General features: G+C 37.9%; 16 protein-coding genes and 1 tRNA gene. 10 read left to right on the forward strand and 7 right to left on the reverse strand.

The window, feature by feature from the left end:
* Positions 1–117 precede the first annotated feature (117 nt).
* Both V3Z67_RS02310 and V3Z67_RS02315 read left to right on the forward strand, forming a co-directional pair.
* Positions 118–192, forward strand: a tRNA-Val gene (locus V3Z67_RS02310).
* 191 nt (positions 193–383) lie between these two features.
* Positions 384–1,010, forward strand: a complete 627-nt coding sequence (locus V3Z67_RS02315; protein WP_330441802.1) for a hypothetical protein — start codon at positions 384–386, stop codon at positions 1,008–1,010.
* 79 nt (positions 1,011–1,089) lie between these two features.
* On the opposite strand, the gene V3Z67_RS02320 is transcribed toward V3Z67_RS02315, so the two are convergent.
* The 7 genes from V3Z67_RS02320 to gldJ all read right to left on the reverse strand — a co-directional run bounded on the left by V3Z67_RS02320 (position 1,090) and on the right by gldJ (position 7,968).
* A complete protein-coding gene (locus V3Z67_RS02320; RefSeq protein ID WP_330441803.1) occupies positions 1,090–1,971 on the reverse strand; it encodes an SDR family oxidoreductase in 882 nt (293 codons plus the stop codon).
* Between the two features lie 75 nt (positions 1,972–2,046).
* Complete coding sequence (locus tag V3Z67_RS02325) at positions 2,047–2,625, reverse strand: Crp/Fnr family transcriptional regulator (protein ID WP_330441804.1); 579 nt, start codon at positions 2,623–2,625, stop codon at positions 2,047–2,049.
* A 91-nt stretch (positions 2,626–2,716) separates the two neighbouring features.
* A complete protein-coding gene (locus V3Z67_RS02330) occupies positions 2,717–3,976 on the reverse strand; it encodes an MFS transporter (protein WP_330441805.1) in 1,260 nt (419 codons plus the stop codon).
* Positions 3,977–4,009: 33 nt separating this feature from the next.
* Positions 4,010–4,234: a hypothetical protein gene (locus V3Z67_RS02335; protein WP_330441806.1), complete on the reverse strand. Its 225-nt coding sequence runs from the start codon at positions 4,232–4,234 to the stop codon at positions 4,010–4,012.
* A gap of 4 nt (positions 4,235–4,238) precedes the next feature.
* Positions 4,239–4,832, reverse strand: a complete 594-nt coding sequence (locus V3Z67_RS02340; protein ID WP_330441807.1) for a TetR/AcrR family transcriptional regulator — start codon at positions 4,830–4,832, stop codon at positions 4,239–4,241.
* Positions 4,833–4,941: 109 nt separating this feature from the next.
* The gene (locus V3Z67_RS02345; protein WP_330441808.1) at positions 4,942–6,228 is read right to left on the reverse strand and encodes a UDP-N-acetylmuramoyl-tripeptide--D-alanyl-D-alanine ligase; all 1,287 of its coding nucleotides are present in this window, start codon (positions 6,226–6,228) and stop codon (positions 4,942–4,944) included.
* 69 nt (positions 6,229–6,297) lie between these two features.
* Positions 6,298–7,968, reverse strand: a complete 1,671-nt coding sequence (gldJ, locus tag V3Z67_RS02350) for a gliding motility lipoprotein GldJ (protein WP_330441809.1) — start codon at positions 7,966–7,968, stop codon at positions 6,298–6,300.
* A gap of 208 nt (positions 7,969–8,176) precedes the next feature.
* On the opposite strand from gldJ, the gene porU reads away from it, so the two are divergent.
* From porU to V3Z67_RS02390, 8 genes are all read left to right on the forward strand, one after another.
* Positions 8,177–12,031 (forward strand): type IX secretion system sortase PorU, encoded by a 3,855-nt coding sequence (gene porU / locus V3Z67_RS02355; RefSeq protein WP_330441810.1) that lies wholly within the window; start codon positions 8,177–8,179, stop codon positions 12,029–12,031.
* A 42-nt stretch (positions 12,032–12,073) separates the two neighbouring features.
* Entirely contained in the window at positions 12,074–13,291 is a 1,218-nt protein-coding gene (porV, locus tag V3Z67_RS02360; RefSeq protein WP_330441811.1) for a type IX secretion system outer membrane channel protein PorV, read from the forward strand.
* A 208-nt stretch (positions 13,292–13,499) separates the two neighbouring features.
* Positions 13,500–14,501, forward strand: a complete 1,002-nt coding sequence (gene pdhA, locus V3Z67_RS02365; protein WP_330441812.1) for a pyruvate dehydrogenase (acetyl-transferring) E1 component subunit alpha — start codon at positions 13,500–13,502, stop codon at positions 14,499–14,501.
* Between the two features lie 2 nt (positions 14,502–14,503).
* The gene (locus V3Z67_RS02370; protein WP_330441813.1) at positions 14,504–16,141 is read left to right on the forward strand and encodes a pyruvate dehydrogenase complex dihydrolipoamide acetyltransferase; all 1,638 of its coding nucleotides are present in this window, start codon (positions 14,504–14,506) and stop codon (positions 16,139–16,141) included.
* A gap of 133 nt (positions 16,142–16,274) precedes the next feature.
* Positions 16,275–17,228 (forward strand): M28 family metallopeptidase, encoded by a 954-nt coding sequence (locus V3Z67_RS02375; RefSeq protein WP_330441814.1) that lies wholly within the window; start codon positions 16,275–16,277, stop codon positions 17,226–17,228.
* Complete coding sequence (locus tag V3Z67_RS02380) at positions 17,229–17,906, forward strand: SDR family NAD(P)-dependent oxidoreductase (RefSeq protein ID WP_330441815.1); 678 nt, start codon at positions 17,229–17,231, stop codon at positions 17,904–17,906.
* Between the two features lie 16 nt (positions 17,907–17,922).
* Positions 17,923–18,522 (forward strand): SprT-like domain-containing protein, encoded by a 600-nt coding sequence (locus V3Z67_RS02385; protein ID WP_330441816.1) that lies wholly within the window; start codon positions 17,923–17,925, stop codon positions 18,520–18,522.
* An 82-nt stretch (positions 18,523–18,604) separates the two neighbouring features.
* Entirely contained in the window at positions 18,605–19,669 is a 1,065-nt protein-coding gene (locus V3Z67_RS02390; protein WP_330441817.1) for a mannose-1-phosphate guanylyltransferase, read from the forward strand.
* Positions 19,670–20,048: the final 379 nt, after the last annotated feature.

Raw genomic sequence — 20,048 nt, forward strand, 5'->3', positions numbered from 1 at the left:
TGAATGGATGAATTGCTATGATATTTTTTTGAAAAAATTGAGACTCAAATACAAAAAACCGTTTATATTTGCACTCGCAATAAGGAACTGATTAAGGGACGAGATTGCAGGCATATCGGGCGATTAGCTCAGTTGGTTCAGAGCACCTCGTTTACACCGAGGGGGTCGGGGGTTCGAATCCCTCATCGCCCACAACAACAAAAAAGCCATTGGATTCCAATGGCTTTTTTGTTTATCAAAGTTCCCGGTGTTGTAAGTGTCTAAATTACATGAGAATACTTATATTAGTCGTTAATTTAATGAAATGCAGCTATATTTATTTTTCACACAACAAGTAATGAGTAGTTTGGTGAAAAATAATTTTAGCATCAATATACTACAAAATGAAAAAGACCATTTTAATATTGACTTTTATTTTTATAACATTTTTAAGTTTTGGACAAAAGCAACATTTGGAACCTGTAAGAGACTTTAAAAAATATGACGGAGTTTTAAAAGAATATTACGATAATGTTTTTCCGTTATTGTATAAAGGATATTCGGAAAAACCTATAGCGATATATACATCAATGCCATCTTTTTCTAATGAATACTCTTTTTCTGTAGAGAGAATAGAGGGGAGAAATTATGTAGTAAGTAATAGACTGTCTGAGAATTATTGGTATGCGAAAAATAAAAAGAAAGTTAGACTAATTTCAAACAAGACGGAATTAACCAACGATTTGTATCTTAAAATTGTTGATTTATTCGAACTATTAGAGGAGCAGATCAAGGAGCCGGAAGATAATTTAATGGGGCTTGACGGAGTGACATATTATTTTACAACAACCGACAAAAATGGAGAGGTAAAAATTGGCGAGACATGGTCTCCTGGTGAAGGTTCTTTGTTCGGAAGGCTTGTTGAGATTTGTGATAATATCTACTCATTGGGAGTTGGGAATAATTTGTCTCAGTTAGATATTTCAAAAAGTATTGACAAATTATTAAACGACTTAAAGAGTAAAGAGTAACAGGTAAATACGCACCGCTAACATCGATTGCTGCCTGTGAGACTATATAAACAAAAGCCCTCAAGTGAGGGCTTTTGATTTAAAAATAATTTTTACTCAGGTCTTCCAGTATTCCTATTTGTTGAGGTGTCCAGCCAAGTACTTTTTGGCTTTTCTCACTCGAGGCATAACCATTCATGGCAGCAAAGTGTTTGAACCAGGTAAAGTGGGTTTCCGCTTCTGCTTCATTTAGGCTTTTTAGAGGTAGAGAGGTGTTTTTGCTAATAATACGGGCAATTTCCTTAAAATGTACTCCTTCTTCGGCTACAGGGTGAAAAACGACCTGTTGCGGTTGTTTTTCTACAATGAGTCGGTATAAGCTGGCAACGTCCTTTCGGTGCGCTGCAGGCCATCTGTTAAGTCCGTCGCCTATGTAGCCCGACTGTCCGTTTTCCTTATCCATCCCTATAACAATAGGGATAAAGCCATGATCGTCTTTTCCATGTACTATTGGCAGGCGTACTATATAGGCATTAACGCCTTTTGATCTTGCTTCGAGCGCAGCTTCTTCAGATGCGGCTCTAGGTACTGATGCTGAACTGGCCGGGGTATCATCTTCGGTAATAGCTTTTTCACTACGCAGTATCCCAACGCCAGATGTTACAACCAATGGTTTTTTAGTGTCTAAAAGAGTATCTGTAAAAATCTCAATGACCTTTCTATCGCCTTCGCAGTTTTCCTTGTATCTGGAAAAATCGTGGTTAAAGGCAGTGTGAATTACGGCATCACATGAAGTGGCTCCTTTACGGATAATTTCCGGGTCATTGATATCGCCCATTAGTATCTCAGCTCCTGAATCTTTTATTTTTTCTGCCGAAGCCTGCGATCGTACCAGTCCAAGTACCTGTATACCGGATGCTATTAAATCGTTTACTACTGCTGAGCCTACAAAACCTGAGGCTCCTGTTACAAATACACGCATGATATTAAGTTTTTAATTATAACAAAGCACGTTAAAAACAAACCTAAAAATATGGTCAAATGACCATATTTTGGGTTATCGCTGTGACTGGTTGTGGCGTATTCTTGTAAGCGTTTTAATGGAGATGCCAAGGTATGAGGCTATCATTCGTAAAGGCAATCTTGATAGTAGGTTTGGGAAACGCTGTATAAAATCGTCATATTTTTCCTCGGGTGTGCCGCTAAGTGTTGTTAGTATACGTTGCTTGCTGTAGTATATATTGCGTGATATTACCTGTTGGGATAGTTTGGTAAGCTCTGGGACTTCGCTTAACAGTCTGTTGAAATCGTCTTTCGTCCACAGTAATACTTCGGTGGGTTCAGTGGCTCCTATGTTTGTTTCGGCTGGTATTTCTTTGTCATAACTCTCTACGTCCAGAGTCCATGAATGTTCTGGTGTAAATTGCAGTATGTGTTCATTACCGTTTGCATCAATGCTATAGGTGCGAAGTAATCCTTTAGCAATAAATACTTTGTACCTGCAAATATCTCCTGCCTGTAACAAAAGTTCATTGCGGCGTAATGTTTTATCGAAAGCCTTGCTACTTATGTGATGTATGGCGTCTTCGGTAAGACCGGTGTTTTCTTTCAGGTATTTCTCAAATTCGGGATGCATAGTAAAAAGGTAAGGAATATCTTGTTTTGTTTGTTGTGTGAAAAAGCCCCATATAAATAGGGCCTTTTAAACTACATATTTTGATTGATGTTTATGCTTTTACCGGAGCAGGTACAGGTGTTTCTATTTTTGGGTTTATTAAAATATCTACTCTTAGTATAAGCAGTATTGATAGTAGCGTTATTATACTAATCACGTAACCTAATACATCATAATTTATAAGCGGACTTGTTTTGGTTTCCTGATGTACTATATACCCGGCACATACAGCGGCTATACCACCTGCAATTTGCTGCAACGATGAGGTTATTGCCATATAAGCACCTCGATCCTGTGTTTCGGGCACGGCAGTATTTAATGTCGTTGCAGGTACCATTCGGCTCATTATGCCCATAAACAGTATCATGTTTATTACTATAATTTGCCATACCGGGATAGGGGGTAGGTTAGTATATATTAATATCATCACTATTGAGATAAGTGAGCCTATAGTGAATAGCTTAAGCTTGCTCATTCTGTCACTTAGTTTACCAACCATTGGCATGATGAACAATACTGCAAGCCCTGTGAAAAAGAATATTATAGGTAGTTCTTCATGACTCACCTTGATGTTGTTTACCAGATAAGCAGTTCCAAATGGTTGTAGCATAAAACCTCCTACCGATAGTATGGCAATTGCAGTAAAACCTGTTTGATACCTTTTATTTGTTAGTGTGTGTAATAAATGTATAAACGGATTTTTATCTGATTTAATTTCAAGATGTTTGTTTACAGGTTCCAGTTTAATGATAATTAGGGCAAGTATTACTACCGCCAGTATTACTATCATAAGGAATGACGAATGCCATCCCCAATTATTGGCAAAATAAAGTCCAAGAGGTATTCCAAGTATCTGGCTTGTTGCAAAAGCCATTTGTATAAATCCCATTACACGGCCTCGTTGTTCCAGTAGAAACAAATCTGTTACTATTGCCAGTGATACCGACCCGATAACGCCACCAAAAAGACCAGTCACAATTCTTGCTGCAACGAGAGTTAAATAACTGTTTGCCATTGCACAGCAAAATGTTCCTAATATGAACCCTGTGTAAAAGAAAATAAGGAGTTTTTTACGGTCAAACTTATCGGCAAATCCTGCTGCAAGAAGCCCTGCTATCCCTGCGCTAAAGGCATAGGCCGATACGGCAAAACCAAAGTTTGCTGTAGTCATGTCCAGACTTTTCATAAGGATATCTCCCAGTGGAGATATAACCATAAAGTCGAGTATTACGGTAAACTGCGTTAGTGCCAGCATGGCTATCACCAGTTTTTGATGTGATGTGAATTTTGCAATTCCTTTTTTAACGTTCATTTTTTTGATTGATGATTTATATTGATGATTTGTTTATAGTTCACTGCAGTAGTGTCCGGACTCTGTAACCAGTTGTACTATCTGTTGTGGTACAATGTTAGTAGTTACTACTCTTAAAACGTTATCCTTATCTTCAGTATCTATAGACCATTCGTTGATTAATGGGTGCATGTTAAGTTTTTTGGCAACTTCGCAGTTGCCGCATAATTCAGTTATGTCGGTTTTAAATACTAATATCTGAGGGTTTATTTGTTTCATTTTGTCAGGGTTTTAGACCTTTTATCATTAGGTCAAAAGTTTCTTTCATTATTTCTTGGGTTAGGATGAAAGGTCGTCCTCCTATGCTTTTGCCTTCCCTGTGAAAACCGAGTAGACTATATAAGGGCCCATAAGCTATACTCCAAAAAACATCTAAGCTTATAGGGTTTAATTCTTTGTTCTTTATTGCATGCTCAAAAAACTCTGTCATATATTGCTTAAACATGCTTAACTCTCCTGTTTTTAATATCTCATCTGCATAGGGAGAATGTTTCATAATCTCAAAGCAGGATACCTCCATGGGGTTCTCTAAAGCAAAAGCAGACCTGTTTCTCCATTGTATCCACATACCTTCTTCAAAAGGCATTTTTGGATTGAAATCGTTAATGACCATGCTGAAGAATTTTTCTGCAATCGTGGTTCCTATTTTTTTTATAAGGTCATCTTTGTCTTTATAATATATATAGAGGGTAGCTACAGATATGTTGCAAGCCTTGGCGAGTTTATTCATGCTAAAGGTGTTGAAGCCTTCGTTTACAATCTGTTCTACAGCTTTTGTGTAAACCAGTTTTTCCTTATCTGTATCCCTTGTTCTCATATGGTAGTGTTGTGAGAAAACAAAGGTATATAAATAAATGAATATTCATTTATTTATAAATAAAAAGTTTTAAATAAAAAAAACGCCTTCAAAATGAAAGCGTTATGTTTTATATGATATCCAGGGTTCTTTCGAGAGCCATCCCTCGTGAGCCTTTTATTAGTATGGTTTTTTCCATAGGTTTGGCTTTTTCCATATATGATTTAAAGTCATCAAAACTCTCGTAGAAGTTTAAATGGTCATTGCTAATTTTATTAGCAAAGAAATCTTTTCCTATAAAATGGGTTGTTATGCTAGGAGTGTGAGATAGTTTCTCTACCAGCTTTTTGTGTTCTTCAAGGCTTTCTTCTCCCAATTCAAACATGTCTCCCAGTATTGCTATTTTAGAATTGCCTTCAAGTTGTATCAGGTTGTTTAATGCTGCTTCCATACTGCTTGGGTTTGCATTATAGGCATCCATTATAATATGGTTTCCGTTTTTTTCTATAATTTGAGACCTGTTATTGTTAGGAGTGTAGTTTTCAATTGCTTCCTTTATTTTGTGATCACTTATTTTAAAATTAGTTCCTATGGTTATGGCAGCATTTATATTATTAGCGTTATAAATTCCTATAAGATTGGAATGTATTTCCAGTCCGTTATATTTTACCGTAACCATTGGGTTGGCTTCTATTTGGTTTATGCGGATGTCACAGTTGTATTCATCAACAGCAAAAGTAATGCGTGACATGTCTTCGGTTTTTTTGTCCTGAATAGGGTCGTCCAGGTTTACAAAGGCAGTTTTGGTATGAGATTTAAGATACGTGTATAATTCACTTTTTCCTTCTATAACACCTTCTACTCCTCCGAAGCCTTCCAGGTGTGCCTTGCCGAAATTGGTTATATATCCAAAGTTAGGTTCGGCTATTTCGCATAATTGTTCTATTTCTTTTTTGTGATTGGCGCCCATTTCAACAATGCCTATTTCAGTATCTTTTGTGAATGAAAGTAGGGTAAGGGGTACGCCTATATGGTTGTTGAGGTTGCCTATGGTAGCTGTAGTATTGTACTTTTTGGAAAGTACAGCGTTTATAAGCTCTTTAGTTGTGGTTTTTCCGTTACTACCGGTTAATGCAATAACAGGTAGGCCTAAATAATGCCTGTGGTATTTTGCCAGTTGCTGTAGGGCGGTAAGTCCGTTTTCTACAAGCAGTATTTTATCGTTTGTTTTGTATTCCGGATTGTCAACTACGGCATAAGCGGCACCTTTTTTTAAAGCCTCTTCAGCAAAAGTGTTAGCGTCAAATCTTTCGCCTTTCAGGGCGATGAAAAGAGATCCTTTTTCTATTTTTCGGGTATCTGTAGTAACAGTTCCGCATGATAGGAAGTACTTGTGTAGTTCTTCGGTAGTTGTCATATGTATATAAAAAAATAAAGCCCTAAGATAGGGCTTTATTTTTTTATATATAAAGATTTTAGTCTTTGATTAACCGCGGTGTCTAGCTGATTTTTTAGTAGACTTAGGACCAACTTTAGACATTGCACATCTGAATCCGATGAAGTCTGTAGCCATATCCTGTGGGTAGTATCTTCTTTGAGCAGGGTCTAACCAGTAAGCTCTGTCTCTCCATGAACCACCTTTGTAAACTCTTACATTATCGTTAATAAGTGTAGTTCTCTTGTTAGATTTATCCCATGATCTTACCATGTTACCTAAACTATCAGTTTCAACTGTGTGTTGAGGTGAGTCATACATTTGGTCTGTAGTACTAACACCTTCTTCAGATGAACCTCCGTAGTCATAGAAACGAGTAGACTGTCTGTCACCATCTCTAAAGTTACGGTTATCACTTTTAGTATAGTTTTGTCTTAGGTATACATCTTCTTCCGTAATTGGAGTTCTTGCGATTTGACCAGGAAGGTTTCTGTATTGAATTCTACCGTTACTTAAAGTATCGTATTCGATAGTTTCAGAAGTTACAATCTCGGCTCTACCGTCTTCACCAATTTGATTTTTCATGTAAACGTTACCTCTGTAGTAGTTAAAGTCACTAGCTTCATCGTCTATAATAGGACGGTAAACATCGGCAACCCATTCGGCTACGTTACCAGCCATGTCATAAAGACCAAAGTCGTTTGGTGGGTAAGTTTTTACAGGAGCAGTAATGTCTGCATTGTCATCAGACCATCCTGCAATTCCTCCGTAGTCACCTTTACCTTGTTTGAAGTTAGCTAACTGATCACCTCTTTTTTGTCTTTTACCAGAACGTGTGTATTGACCTTTCCATGGGTATTTTTTACTACCACGGTAAATGTTGTACTCACGGTTACCTACAAGAGCTACAGCAGCATATTCCCACTCGGCCTCTGTTGGTAGTCTGTATTCAGGTGAAATTAATCCTGAAGTTCTTTGAGCATAAACGTTTGTAGCTTCGTCGTCACCTGCTAATTTATTGTTACGACCTCTAAGAACAACTTCTTCGTTACCACCATAAGCTTTTGTAGGGCTTTCAAGGTAAGTTTCTGTATCAAAGTTGTTTTCGGCTGTTACATCAAGAATTTTGGCATCTCTTTTAAGGTAGCCTTCTTTCTCAAGTATAGACTCATTTACACGGTTTGTTCTCCAGTCACAAAACTCAACTGCCTGAATCCAGTTAACCCCTACTACCGGATAGTCTGCATAAGCAGGGTGTCTCAGGTAGTTATTGGTCATAGTTTCGTTGTAGCCAAGAGCGCTTCTCCATACTAATGTATCAGGAAGTGCACCTACATAAATGTTTCTGTAATTCTCTTCTGTTGGAGGGTATACTCTTTTTAACCAGTCAAGGTATTCCATGTACATAACATTGGTAACCTCGGTTTCATCCATGTAGAAAGATTGAACGTGCTGTTGGTTTGGAGTATTATTCCAATCGTGCATTACGTCATCCTGAACTCTACCCATGGTAAAAGTTCCACCTTCTACTTCTACAAGTCCGGGAGCTGGCTCCTGTTGTTTGTAGTTAGAGTTGTGCTGGAAACCGCCCTTCTTGTCATTGATTTTCCATCCGGTTGCAGAGGAAGTGTTACCACTGCCTTTTTTGCTACAACTGGTGTAACCAACTGCTACCGTAACTGCTAATAGCAGTTTAAAAGCTGTAATCTTGTTAATTTTCATACTTTCTGCAGGTAATTAATTTCGTGGCGCAATATAATAATTAACCATTAAACCGCAACACGTTTTTAAAATTTTTAATAAAATTCCAAAATTATGTTAATAGTGTTTTTAAATAACGCACTATTTGAAGTAATATTGCAATCGTTTGACAGAAAAAAAAGTTTTTCTGTATCGTAATATATTTTTACTATTTACGTTGTCACAATTGATGAAAAAGAATTTACTCCTTATTATATTACTATTTTCTTTACTTTCCTTTGGTCAGCAAAATACTGTTAGTGTTAACTGGAAAGACGGGGAAAAGTATACGGTTACCGACAGGGTAGTTGTATCAATTCCGCAGTTTGACTATGTTAATATGGATTACAGGTATTTAACTAAGGAGTTGTTTTTTAGGCTTAATATCCCGGTTAGTGGTTATGTTGATGCTTCGTCATTGCAAATTACTAATATAATATATGAGAGTGTTACTTCGGAAAAATTGGGTATTCTTGACCTGCAAAAAATACCTACATCACTAAAACCTAATATTGTATCGTCTCATGCCCGTAATGACTGGTATGCTAATTTGTATTTATCACCTATTATAAAGGATGGTTCAGGGTATAAAAGAGTGAAGTCTTTTTCTTTCTCTTTTGTTACAGGAGTGCGTAGGTTTAATCCTAAAGATACTCAGGTTGTAACTAATTCGGTTTTAGCTTCCGGTGAATGGCATAGGTTTTACGTGGAGCGATCTGGGGTTTACAGGATATCCAAAAGTTTTTTGCAGCAGCTAGGTGTTAATGTTAATGTCGATCCAAGACGAATTAAGATATATGGTAACGGTGGGCGTATGCTTCCGTTAAAAAACAGTATTCCTTATCCCGATGATCTTGCTGAAAATGCTATTGCTTTTATAGGAGAGGACGATGGTGACTTTGGAGATTCTGATTATATACTTTTCTATGCTGAAGGTGTTGATAACTGGAATACCGAAAGTCAAACCCATTCTAATCTGTTTGCTAACAGGTCGTATTACTATGTTACTTCACAGGGCGGGGAAGGGAAACGTATAACTACTCAAATTCAGCCTACAAATCCTGTTACTGCAACAGTGACTTCTTTTGATGATTATTATTATCATGAAGAGGATTTGGTTAATATAGGTAGGATAGGCAGGAAATGGCATGGTGAGCAATTTAATGTGAATAATAGTCAGGATTTTGAATTTTCTGTTCCTGATATAGACTTAAGTACGCCAGTTTCGGTAACGGTTAATGCAGCGGCATATTCAGTGGTGCCAACCTCAATGACAGTTATGGCTAATGCTCAAAATTTGGGTGCAATATCTTTTGCTGCTGCTCAGGAGCACGATTCGGCTGAAGATGGTACCGGTGGAAATAATGGTTACACGGCTACATTCACACCGGCAGGCGGTACAATTACTGTAAATCTTTCTTATAGTAATGGTGGGGTGCCGGGGTCTAATGCCTGGTTAGACTATATTATTCTAAAAGCGAAACGTTTTTTAAAAGGTAACGGTTCTCAGTTTAGGTTTAGATATAATGCGGCTTCGGGTAATACTGGGGTTTTGGAGTATCAAATGTCTAACGCTTCCGGGATAAGTGAGGTTTGGGATATTACTGATATATATAATGTAACGAAATATGTTAATGAAGGAGGGCAAAGCCAGTTTTCATTCAAAGCAGAGTCTGGAGAGGTGAGGGAATATGTTACTGTGGTATCTTCAAACTTTTATACTCCGTTAAGGGAAAGTCAGGCCAGAGTGGCTAATCAAAATATAAAAGGAACTATATTTAATGGTAGTCAGGGGCAGTTTGAGGATATAGATTATCTTATTGTGACTCCGGTTTCATTGAACTCTGAAGCAGAAAGATTGGCTAACATACACAGGTTGCGAAATGGTCTTAATGTAAAGGTGGTTAATCTTGAAAATATTTATCAGGAGTTTTCTTCCGGTAAACAGGATGTGGCTGCTATAAGAAACTTGGTAAAGTATATTTATTATAATGCGTCGAGTGATGCAAATAAAATAAAATATGTTTGCCTGTTTGGTGATGCGTCTTTTGATTTTAAAAACCGTATTCCTAATAATACTAATATAGTGCCTACGCTTCACGGGTACGATCCTTCCGGTTCGATACCGAATTATAATTCTACTAGAACATTTGTTTCAGATGACTTTTTTGTTCTTATGGATCCGGAGGAAGGGGCTCAGCTTGGTAGTGATCCTTTAGGGGCAGATGTGGCTGTTGGGCGTATGCTGGTTAGTAGTATGTCTCAGGCAAGGGAAATGGTAGATAAGGTGGAGCAGTATCTTAATGAAGAGTCGTATGGCAGATGGAGAAATGAGTTTATTCTTATTTCAGATGATTTAGATGACGGTGGTCAGCAATTTGTTGATAAGATGGAAGATACTTATGATGGTCTTGTAGAGTATAAGCCTTTTATTAACGTTAGGAAAATATATACTGATGCCTATGTTCAGGAGTCTTCATCGGGAGGGTTTAGGTATCCGCAGGCTAAGGAGCAAATTATAAGAACCATAAATAATAGTGCTCTTGTAGTTAACTATTTAGGACATGGTGGTGAAGACGGAATGGCGGCTGAAAGAATTTTGGAAAAATCAGATGCTCAAAATCTAAATAATCAATACAAGTATCCTTTGTTTGTTACTGTTACCTGTGAGCTTACCCGTTTTGATAATCCCTACAGGCCTACCTGTGGTGAATATTTGTATTGGAACACTGCAGGTGGGGCTATAGGTCTTATTACAACTACGCGTTCCATATTTGTTAGTGCGGCTTTTAATTTTAATCAAGAGCTTCCGGGTAAGTTATTCGCGTTTGATGGGGGTGATTACCCTTCTATGGCCGAAGCTATGAGGCAGGCTAAAATTGAATCGAGTGATAGTAATTTAAGAGTTGTTTCATTTATTGGGGATCCTGCGCTTAAATTAGCTATTCCTAAGCCTAAAGTTGTCTTAATGGCTGTGAATGATGTTCCTGTTGATCAGTCGGTAGAGGTTTTAGAGGCACTTTCTTTTGTGAAAATGACAGGGCGCGTTACAGATGAAGCGGGTAATTCATTAAATACTTATAATGGGGAATTAGGAGTTACAGTGTTTGATAAAGAGATACAAAGGCAAACACTGGCTAATGATTTTCCTGATAATAATAGCTTGAAATTTGATTTCAATACTCTTGGTGAAGCGATTTTTAGAGGTAATGCTTCGGTAACAGGAGGTCAGTTTGAGTTTAACTTTGTTGTTCCCCGTGATATACGTATACCTGTTGGTAATGGTAGAGTGAGTTTTTATTCTAAAAGAGGTAATGTGCTGGAAGATCAAACCGGCTATGATAACTCTATACAGATAGGTGGTATAAACGAAAATGCAGAGGAAGATATTACAGGTCCTACTGTTAGGTTGTATATGAATGATGAGTCATTTATATCTGGTGGGATTACTAATGATTCGCCAATATTTCTTGCTTTCCTGGAGGATGAGCATGGTATAAATACGGCGAGTGGTATTGGTCATGATATAATAGCCATACTGGACGGGGATGAAACAAATCCGTTTATATTAAATGATTATTATGAAACGAATGTTGATAGTTATACTAATGGTAGCCTGAGATATCCGTTTAGCGGTTTAGAACCCGGACTCCATACTTTAACTTTTAAAGCCTGGGATGTGTACAATAATCCTGTTACGGCAGAGTTACAGTTTGTGGTGGTGGGCGATGAAGAGTTACGATTGGAAAAGGTGCTTAATTATCCTAACCCATTTGTGAGTTATACAGAGTTTTGGTTTACCCATAACAGGCCATATGAACCGCTTGATGTGCAGGTTCAGATTTTTACCGTTAGCGGAAAGGTGGTTAAAACCATTAACCAGTCGGTTACTACCGAAGGTTTCCTTTGCAGGGATATAAAATGGGATGGACGCGATGATTTTGGTGATCGTATTGGTAAGGGAGTTTATGTTTATAAGCTCACTGTACGCTCGGCTTCAACAAATAAGAAGGCCGAAAAGTATGAGAAACTTGTATTGCTATAAGAAAATACTATATTTGTTACCTTAAAATTTTCAAAATAAAAAATGAAGAAAATAGTTTTATTTGCTCTTGCTCTTTTAGGAGTGCAAATGGCAAAGGCTCAAACACAAACAGAGAGAGTAATTACTACAGGTGTTCCTTTTTTACTGATTGCTGCAGATGCCAGAGCAGCGGGTATGGCAGACCAGGGGGTTGCTACTTCTGCAGATGTTTATTCGCAGCAGTGGAACCCGGCAAAATATGCTTTTGCGCTTAAAGAGTATGGAGGGTCTGCGAGTTATACTCCTTACCTTACTGATATTGCAAACGATATTTCATTAGCTCAGCTAACATTTTATAACAGATTTAACGACAGGAGTGCCTTTGGTGCCAGTCTTCGTTATTTTGGATTAGGAGATATTGAGCTTAGGCAAAATCCGGATGATGTGCCTGTGGTGAGAAGTCCTAACGAACTTGCTCTGGATTTATCCTATTCGCTAAAACTTAGTGAGCGTTTCTCTATGGCAGTTGCAGGTCGTTTTATCAGTTCCAATTTAAGGATTCCTGAAACAGCAGGAGGTGGTGATGCCAGTGCGGCAACAACATTTGCTTTTGATGTGGCGGGTTACTACCAGTCTGAAGAGATTCCTTATTCTGATTTTGACGGTAGATGGAGAGCTGGTTTTAACTTCCAGAATATGGGGCCTAAAATCAATTATAATAATGATGATAGCGAAGAGAATGCAAACTTCCTTCCGGCTAACTTAAGATTAGGTGGTGGATTTGACTTTATTTTCGATGAGTATAATAAAATTGGGGTAAATGTAGAGTTAACCAAGCTTTTGGTTCCTACACCTCCTGCTGTTGTTGAGGCGGTAGATTCTAACGGTGACGGAGAGATCACTCAGGATGAGCAAGCGACGGCTAACGCTCAGTATGCTTCAGATCTTCAGGATTACAGAAACACAGGTTGGGTTTCGGGTATATTTAAGTCGTTTGGAGATGCTCCCGATGGTTTTAGCGAAGAGCTTAAAGAAGTTACTTACTCTATTGGGGCTGAATATAGCTACCAGGATGCCTTTATGTTTAGAGTAGGTTATTTTAACGAAAGTGAAATGAAAGGTGCGCGTAAGTTTTTATCACTTGGTGCAGGTTTTAGATATAATGTAGTTAAAGTAGATGTTTCTTATTTATTCTCTGCTTCGCAGGTAAGAAACCCACTTGAAAATACACTTCGTTTCTCACTGTCATTTAATTTTGGAGACGACTACGACGAATATTAGTAGTTAATCATAACAGTAAATAAAAAAGGGATTTGTTGTAAATCCCTTTTTTATTTTGTAGTGCAAAAAAAAGCCTAAAATACTTTGATTTATTTTTTTAGTTATTAACGGGATGTGTTATTTTTGCAATTCGCAAATTTGTGTGAGGAAACTTTTTGCGTCATAATCAAATTTTTTAAAGAACACATTTAGCAACATCTATTAGGAAATGAAAGAAATTACAAAAGAAGTTTATCTGAAATGGTATGAAGACATGCAGTTTTGGAGAAAGTTTGAAGACAAACTTGCTGCTTTATACATACAGCAGAAAGTTAGAGGTTTCCTTCACTTATATAATGGCCAGGAGGCAGTACTTGCCGGAGCCCTTCATGCAATGGACCTTTCAAAGGATAAAATGATTACTGCTTACCGTAACCACGTTCAGCCAATAGGTATGGGTGTAGACCCAAGAAGAGTAATGGCAGAGCTTTTAGGTAAAGGTACAGGTACATCAAAAGGCCTTGGAGGATCTATGCACATCTTCTCAAAGGAGCATGGGTTTTATGGAGGTCATGGTATTGTAGGAGCTCAAATTCCTGTTGGAGCAGGTATCGCTTTTGCCGATAAATATTTTGAAACAGGCGGTGTAACACTTACTTATTTTGGTGATGGTGCTGCACGCCAGGGATCACTTCACGAAGCTTTCAACATGGCAATGCTATGGAAACTTCCTGTAGTGTTTATTGTAGAGAACAACGGTTATGCAATGGGTACTTCTGTAGAGAGGACTGCTAACCATACAGATATCTGGAAACTTGGTCTTGGTTATGAAATGCCATGTGGGCCGGTAGACGGAATGAATCCTGTGAAAGTGGCTGAGGCAATGCACGAAGCTATGGAAAGAGCGAGAAGAGGAGAAGGTCCAACTTTCCTTGAAATGAAAACGTATCGTTACAGAGGTCACTCAATGAGTGATGCTCAACACTACAGAACTAAAGAAGAGGTAGAGGAGTACAAAAAAATTGACCCTATCGCTCAGGTTCTTGATATTATCAAAGAAAACAACTACGCTACAGAAGAAGAGATTGAAACAATCGATCAGAGAGTGAAAGATCTTGTTGCTGAGTGCGAGAAATTTGCAGAAGATTCTCCGTACCCGGATCTAAGCGTTATGTATGACGTTGTTTACGATCAGGAAAACTATCCTTTTATACCACATAAATTACAATAAAAATGGCAGAAATTATTACAATGCCACGATTAAGTGATACCATGACCGAAGGGGTTGTGGCTACGTGGCTAAAAAAAGTTGGAGATAAAGTAGAAGAAGGAGATATACTGGCAGAGATTGAAACAGATAAAGCGACTATGGAATTTGAGTCGTTTCATGCCGGTACATTACTTCATATAGGAATACAGGAAGGCGAGTCGGCTCCGGTTGATTCACTTCTTGCAATCATCGGTAAAGAAGGTGAAGATATTTCAGGTCTTCTAAACGATGGAAGTGCTCCTGCTGCACCTGTTGCAGAGGAGAAAAAAGAAGAAGCTGCACCAAAAGCAGAAGAGAAAAAGGCTCCTGCGGCAGAATTACCTAAAGATGTTAAGGTGGTTACTATGCCTCGTCTTAGTGATACCATGACCGAAGGTACTGTTGCTACATGGCTTAAAAAAGTGGGGGATAAAGTAGAGGAAGGTGATATCCTTGCTGAAATTGAAACCGATAAAGCTACAATGGAGTTTGAATCTTTCAATGAAGGTACGCTTTTATATGTTGGAATTCAGGAAGGTCAGTCTGCTCCGGTAGACAGCGTTCTTGCTATAATAGGTCCTGCAGGTACTGATGTTAGCGGTATTGCCGATAACTTTCAGGCCGGTGGTTCTACTGAAGCAAAAGAAGAAGAAAAACCAGCTGAGTCTAAAACAGAAACTGCTGAAGCTCCTAAAGCTGAGGCTGCTGCTGTAACTAATGATGGTGGTAGAATTTTTGCTTCTCCGTTAGCCCGTAAAATTGCTGAAGAAAAAGGTATAAACCTTGGTCAGGTAAAAGGTACAGGTGAAAACGGAAGAATTGTTAAGAAAGACGTTGAGAACTTTACTCCTGCTACTGCTCAGGCTGCACCGGCTACTCAGGCTGCTGCTGCTCAAGCTCCTGCTGCACCGGCTGCAAAACCGTTTGTTCCTGCAGGTGAGGTAAGTAGAGAGGAAGTTAAAAATAACCAGATGCGTAAAACTATTGCGCGTCGTCTTGCGGAGTCTAAATTCACTGCACCGGAATACAGCTTAACTGTTGAGCTTGATATGGATAATGCTATCGCAAGCCGTGCTCTGATTAATGCTGTGCCAGATACTAAAGTATCGTTTAACGATATGGTAATCAAAGCAAGTGCAATGGCACTTCGCAAACATCCACAGGTAAATACACAGTGGAAAGATGATGTTACTGTATACAACAAACATATTAGTATTGGTGTTGCTGTAGCTGTAGAAGACGGACTTGTAGTTCCTGTACTTCCGTTTACTGACCTAATGAGTCTTTCTCAAATAGGTGGTAACGTGAAAGATCTTGCTGGTAAAGCAAGAAACAAAAAACTTACTCCGGCAGAGATGGATGGTAGTACCTTTACCGTTTCTAACTTAGGTATGTTTGGTATACAGGAGTTTACTTCTATCATCAACCAGCCTAACTCGGCGATCCTTTCGGTAGGTGCTATTGTACAGAAACCGGTTGTTAAAGATGGTCAAATTGTAGTAGGTAATACTATGACAGTAACACTTACTTGTGATCACCGTACTATTGATGGTGCTACAGGTGCTCAGTTCCTGCAAACACTTAAACAATATATTGAGAATCCTGTAACTATGCTTGCATAAGCTATAAGGTGCTTATTATATCAAATCCGTTCTGGTTATCAGGGCGGATTTTTTTTGGTAACATAGTCAGCTATAAATCCCTTTAGGTATAGCAATTGTTTTTTAGTATTTTAGCAAAACAAAACAAAAGATAATGAAAAAAGCCGTTTTTTTAAGCGCATCGTTAATCGCGCTATTAACATCGTGCGCTGTTAAAAAAAGTAATCCTGAAAATTATCAGGTTAGTGAGGAGAGTGTAATAAATACACTTAAGTTTTTAACATCAGATGAGCTTGAAGGGCGTGACAGTGGTAGTGAAGGAATTGAAAAGGCTGCATTGTATCTTGAAGATGTTTTAGCTAAAAACAGTGTTAAGCCTTATTTTACTACATACAGGGATACATTGTCTAATTTTCCTAAGCCGGCTTACAATATAGTAGGTTACCTTGAAGGGAATGATCCTAAACTTAAAAATGAAGTTGTGGTAATTGGTGCTCATTATGATCATGTGGGTATAGGTATGGCAGTAGCCGGAGACAGTATTTATAATGGTGCCGATGATAATGCATCGGGTACTACAGCAGTGGCCGAACTGGTAAACTACTATGCTAAAGAGAGAACCAATAAACGCAGTATTTTATTTTGTTTCTTTTCGGCAGAGGAGAAAGGTTTATTAGGCTCTAAACATCTTTCCGCAAAATTAAAACAGGCAAATATGGATGTTTACCTTATGCTTAATTATGAGATGATAGGTGTGCCAATGCCTGCCGGTAAAGACATGGTTGCCTTTATGACAGGGTATGGAAAATCTAATCTTGCCAGTAAAATAAACGAGTATACAGGAAAAACTTTCATAGGATATTATGATTTTGCAATAAAGTACCAGCTTTTCAGAGCGTCAGATAACTATCCGTTCTATTCTGAATTTAATATTCCGGCACATACATTCAGTACTACTGATATGGAAAGCTTCCATTATTACCATCAGCCCGGTGATGAATTTGATGAAATGGATACGGCTCACATGACTGATTTTATTCAGCAGATGATTCCTGTTACAGAGAAACTGATTAATGCAGATACCAGAGAAATTGTTTTAAAGAACTAAATGAAAAATATAATAATAACAGGAACGAGTAGGGGAATAGGCTATGAGCTGGCACTGCAGTTTGCAAATTCCGGTCATAAAGTATTGGCGATTTCCAGAAAAGTTCCGCAGGCATTTATAGAAAACCAGAATATTTCCTGTCTTGCAGTTGATATTTCTGAAGAAGATAATCTGCAAAAAGTACACGATTTCATAGCCAATACTTGGCATAATGTAGATGTTTTAATACACAATGCCGGTGCACTTGTTAATAAGCCGTTTGAGCAAATTACCGCTCAGGAGTTTGAATATGTTTATAAAGTAAATGTGTTTGGGGTAGCTGCCTTAAACAGGGTAGTGCTTCCTTTTATGCAAAAAGGGGCTCATGTAGTTACTATAAGCAGTATTGGTGGAGTTAAAGGTACGGTTAAGTTTGCAGGACTTGCTGCATACAGTTCGAGCAAAGGTGCTGTAATAACTTTATCAGAGCTTTTGGCAGAGGAGTACAAAGAGCAGGGGATAGCTTTTAATGTACTTGCTCTTGGAGCAGTAAATACCGAAATGCTTCAGGAAGCATTCCCGGGGTATGAGGCGCCGCTTTCGGCTGGCGAGATGGCTAACTATATTTATGATTTTGCCTTAACAGGAAACAAATACTATAACGGAAAAGTGCTTGAGGTTTCTTCAAGTACACCATAAAAGAAAGAATTTTTAAGTGAAACATGTAATTGAGCCTTATTTGCCTGAGCACGCCGTAGACAGCGTTTTTGAGCTGATTAGGGAATATGGTGTTCATCTTAAAATAGTAAACGACAGGGTTACACGTCACGGTGACTATCGCAGGGATGTAAACGGTTATCATCAAATCACGGTTAACGGCAGTCTTAATAAATACAGGTTCCTAATGACGCTGATACACGAAATAGCCCATTTGGTAGCATTTGAAAAATACGGACGAAATATCAAACCTCACGGTGTGGAATGGAAGTCTACTTTTCAAAAACTGATGGTTCCTTTTATACGCCCTGAGATTTTTCCGTCTCAGTTGCTGCCCTTGCTGGCAAGGCATTTTAGGAATCCAAAAGCCAGTAGTGATACCGATGCTACACTGTCAATTGCCCTTAAGCAATTTGATGAAGTATCAGATAAAAATTATATTTTTGAAATTCCGTATGGCAGTCATTTCCGCATTTACAATGGTAAGATATTCCGTAAAGGTGCGCAAAGGGTTAAACGGTATGAGTGTCTGGAGGTTAGTACCGGTAAGATTTATTTATTTAATCCTAATGCCGAGGTTGAACTCCTGCCACATTAATTGTTAAATAGAGATTAAAGCACTTTGAAATTGATTTTAAAATTAAAAACTTTATATTAATACAAAAAACGATTACCATATAATGAACGAAAATTATTTTGCTGTTTTAATGGCTGGAGGAGTAGGTTCTCGTTTTTGGCCGGTAAGTACGGTTCAGTTCCCTAAACAGTTTCACGACATGTTGGGTACTGGTGAAACACTCATTCAAAAAACTTTTTCAAGGCTATCAAAATTAATCCCTAAAGAAAACATACTTGTTTTAACAAACGATATATATAACGATTTGGTGCTGGAGCAACTTCCTGATTTGTCTCCGGAACAAATGGTACTGGAACCGGCTATGAGAAACACGGCTCCGTGTATTTTATATGCCACTTTAAAAATCAAAAAGCTTAATCCTAATGCTGTTATGGTGGTAGCGCCAAGCGATCACTGGATTGAGGATGAAGATGCTTTTCTGGACAATGTTCAAAAGGCTTTTAACTGCGCTTTAAAACAGGAGGTTTTAATGACCCTAGGTATACAGCCAACTTTTCCTAATACGGGTTACGGTTATATTGAGTACAATAAACAGGATACCAATTTGATTAAAAAGGTATCTCAGTTTAGGGAGAAGCCTGATTATAAAACGGCAAAGGAATTTTTAAACAGCGGTAACTTTTTATGGAATGCGGGTATTTTTATATGGACGGTAGAGTCGGTATTAAATGCCTTTGTGAAATTTCAGCCTAAAATGTATGAATTGTTTGAAGCCGGTTACGAACATTATAATAACCCGGAGGAAAAAGAGTTTATTGAAGAGAACTATGTTAAGGCCGATAATATATCTATTGACTACGCTTTAATGGAGAATGCAGAAAATGTATATGTTCTTCCTGCCTCATTTGACTGGAATGATCTTGGTACCTGGGGATCACTGCATGAAAAATTAGGTAAGGATGAAAACAACAATGCTGTTGTTAACGCCAGGGTTTTTCTTGAAAATGCTACAAATAATATTATCCGTACTGACTCTGACAAAACTGTAGTTATTGACGGATTGGATAATTATATTGTGGTAGATCGGGATGATATATTACTTATTTACCCAAAGGAAAAAGAGCAGGAAATAAAGAAGATTACTGCTATTGTTACTAAAAATCAATAAATTTTGAGTTAGGCTATTTTGTTAAATTTAACGTTTAATTAAGAAATTAAACGCTAATGTTTTATATTTATTCCTGAAAACCAACAAAATAGCTTGAAAAAGATTTGTCAATTCATACCTGTTTTCTGTAAACAGGCGGTGTTATGTAGTAATTTACCTTGTATTTAATGCGCAAAACCTGCTTTTACTAATTACAGGCTGTCTTTTTTATAAAGGTTCAGTGAACTGATTATATCTATTACCCTTTCCTTTTTTTTATTTATTACGGGTTTAACCAACGTTGTTTTTTAACAATTAATAGCGATAAAGGTTACAACTATTTGTATGGTGAACAGCATCTTATACAATAAGAGCTTACACTGCTGTAAATGTTTATTGT

Source organism: Flavobacterium sp. C4GT6, assembly GCF_036347315.1.
Taxonomy (GTDB): domain Bacteria; phylum Bacteroidota; class Bacteroidia; order Flavobacteriales; family Flavobacteriaceae; genus Flavobacterium.

Coding starts and splice junctions, on each gene's coding strand:
- V3Z67_RS02335 (WP_330441806.1), bottom strand. CDS start 4,234: ATGAAACAAATAAACCCTCAGATATTAGTATTTAAAACCGACATAACT.
- V3Z67_RS02370 (WP_330441813.1), top strand. CDS start 14,504: ATGGCAGAAATTATTACAATGCCACGATTAAGTGATACCATGACCGAA.
- V3Z67_RS02325 (WP_330441804.1), bottom strand. CDS start 2,625: ATGCATCCCGAATTTGAGAAATACCTGAAAGAAAACACCGGTCTTACC.
- porU (WP_330441810.1), top strand. CDS start 8,177: ATGAAAAAGAATTTACTCCTTATTATATTACTATTTTCTTTACTTTCC.
- V3Z67_RS02320 (WP_330441803.1), bottom strand. CDS start 1,971: ATGCGTGTATTTGTAACAGGAGCCTCAGGTTTTGTAGGCTCAGCAGTA.
- V3Z67_RS02330 (WP_330441805.1), bottom strand. CDS start 3,976: ATGAACGTTAAAAAAGGAATTGCAAAATTCACATCACATCAAAAACTG.
- V3Z67_RS02345 (WP_330441808.1), bottom strand. CDS start 6,228: ATGACAACTACCGAAGAACTACACAAGTACTTCCTATCATGCGGAACT.
- V3Z67_RS02315 (WP_330441802.1), top strand. CDS start 384: ATGAAAAAGACCATTTTAATATTGACTTTTATTTTTATAACATTTTTA.
- pdhA (WP_330441812.1), top strand. CDS start 13,500: ATGAAAGAAATTACAAAAGAAGTTTATCTGAAATGGTATGAAGACATG.
- V3Z67_RS02390 (WP_330441817.1), top strand. CDS start 18,605: ATGAACGAAAATTATTTTGCTGTTTTAATGGCTGGAGGAGTAGGTTCT.
- gldJ (WP_330441809.1), bottom strand. CDS start 7,968: ATGAAAATTAACAAGATTACAGCTTTTAAACTGCTATTAGCAGTTACG.
- V3Z67_RS02380 (WP_330441815.1), top strand. CDS start 17,229: ATGAAAAATATAATAATAACAGGAACGAGTAGGGGAATAGGCTATGAG.
- V3Z67_RS02375 (WP_330441814.1), top strand. CDS start 16,275: ATGAAAAAAGCCGTTTTTTTAAGCGCATCGTTAATCGCGCTATTAACA.
- V3Z67_RS02340 (WP_330441807.1), bottom strand. CDS start 4,832: ATGAGAACAAGGGATACAGATAAGGAAAAACTGGTTTACACAAAAGCT.
- porV (WP_330441811.1), top strand. CDS start 12,074: ATGAAGAAAATAGTTTTATTTGCTCTTGCTCTTTTAGGAGTGCAAATG.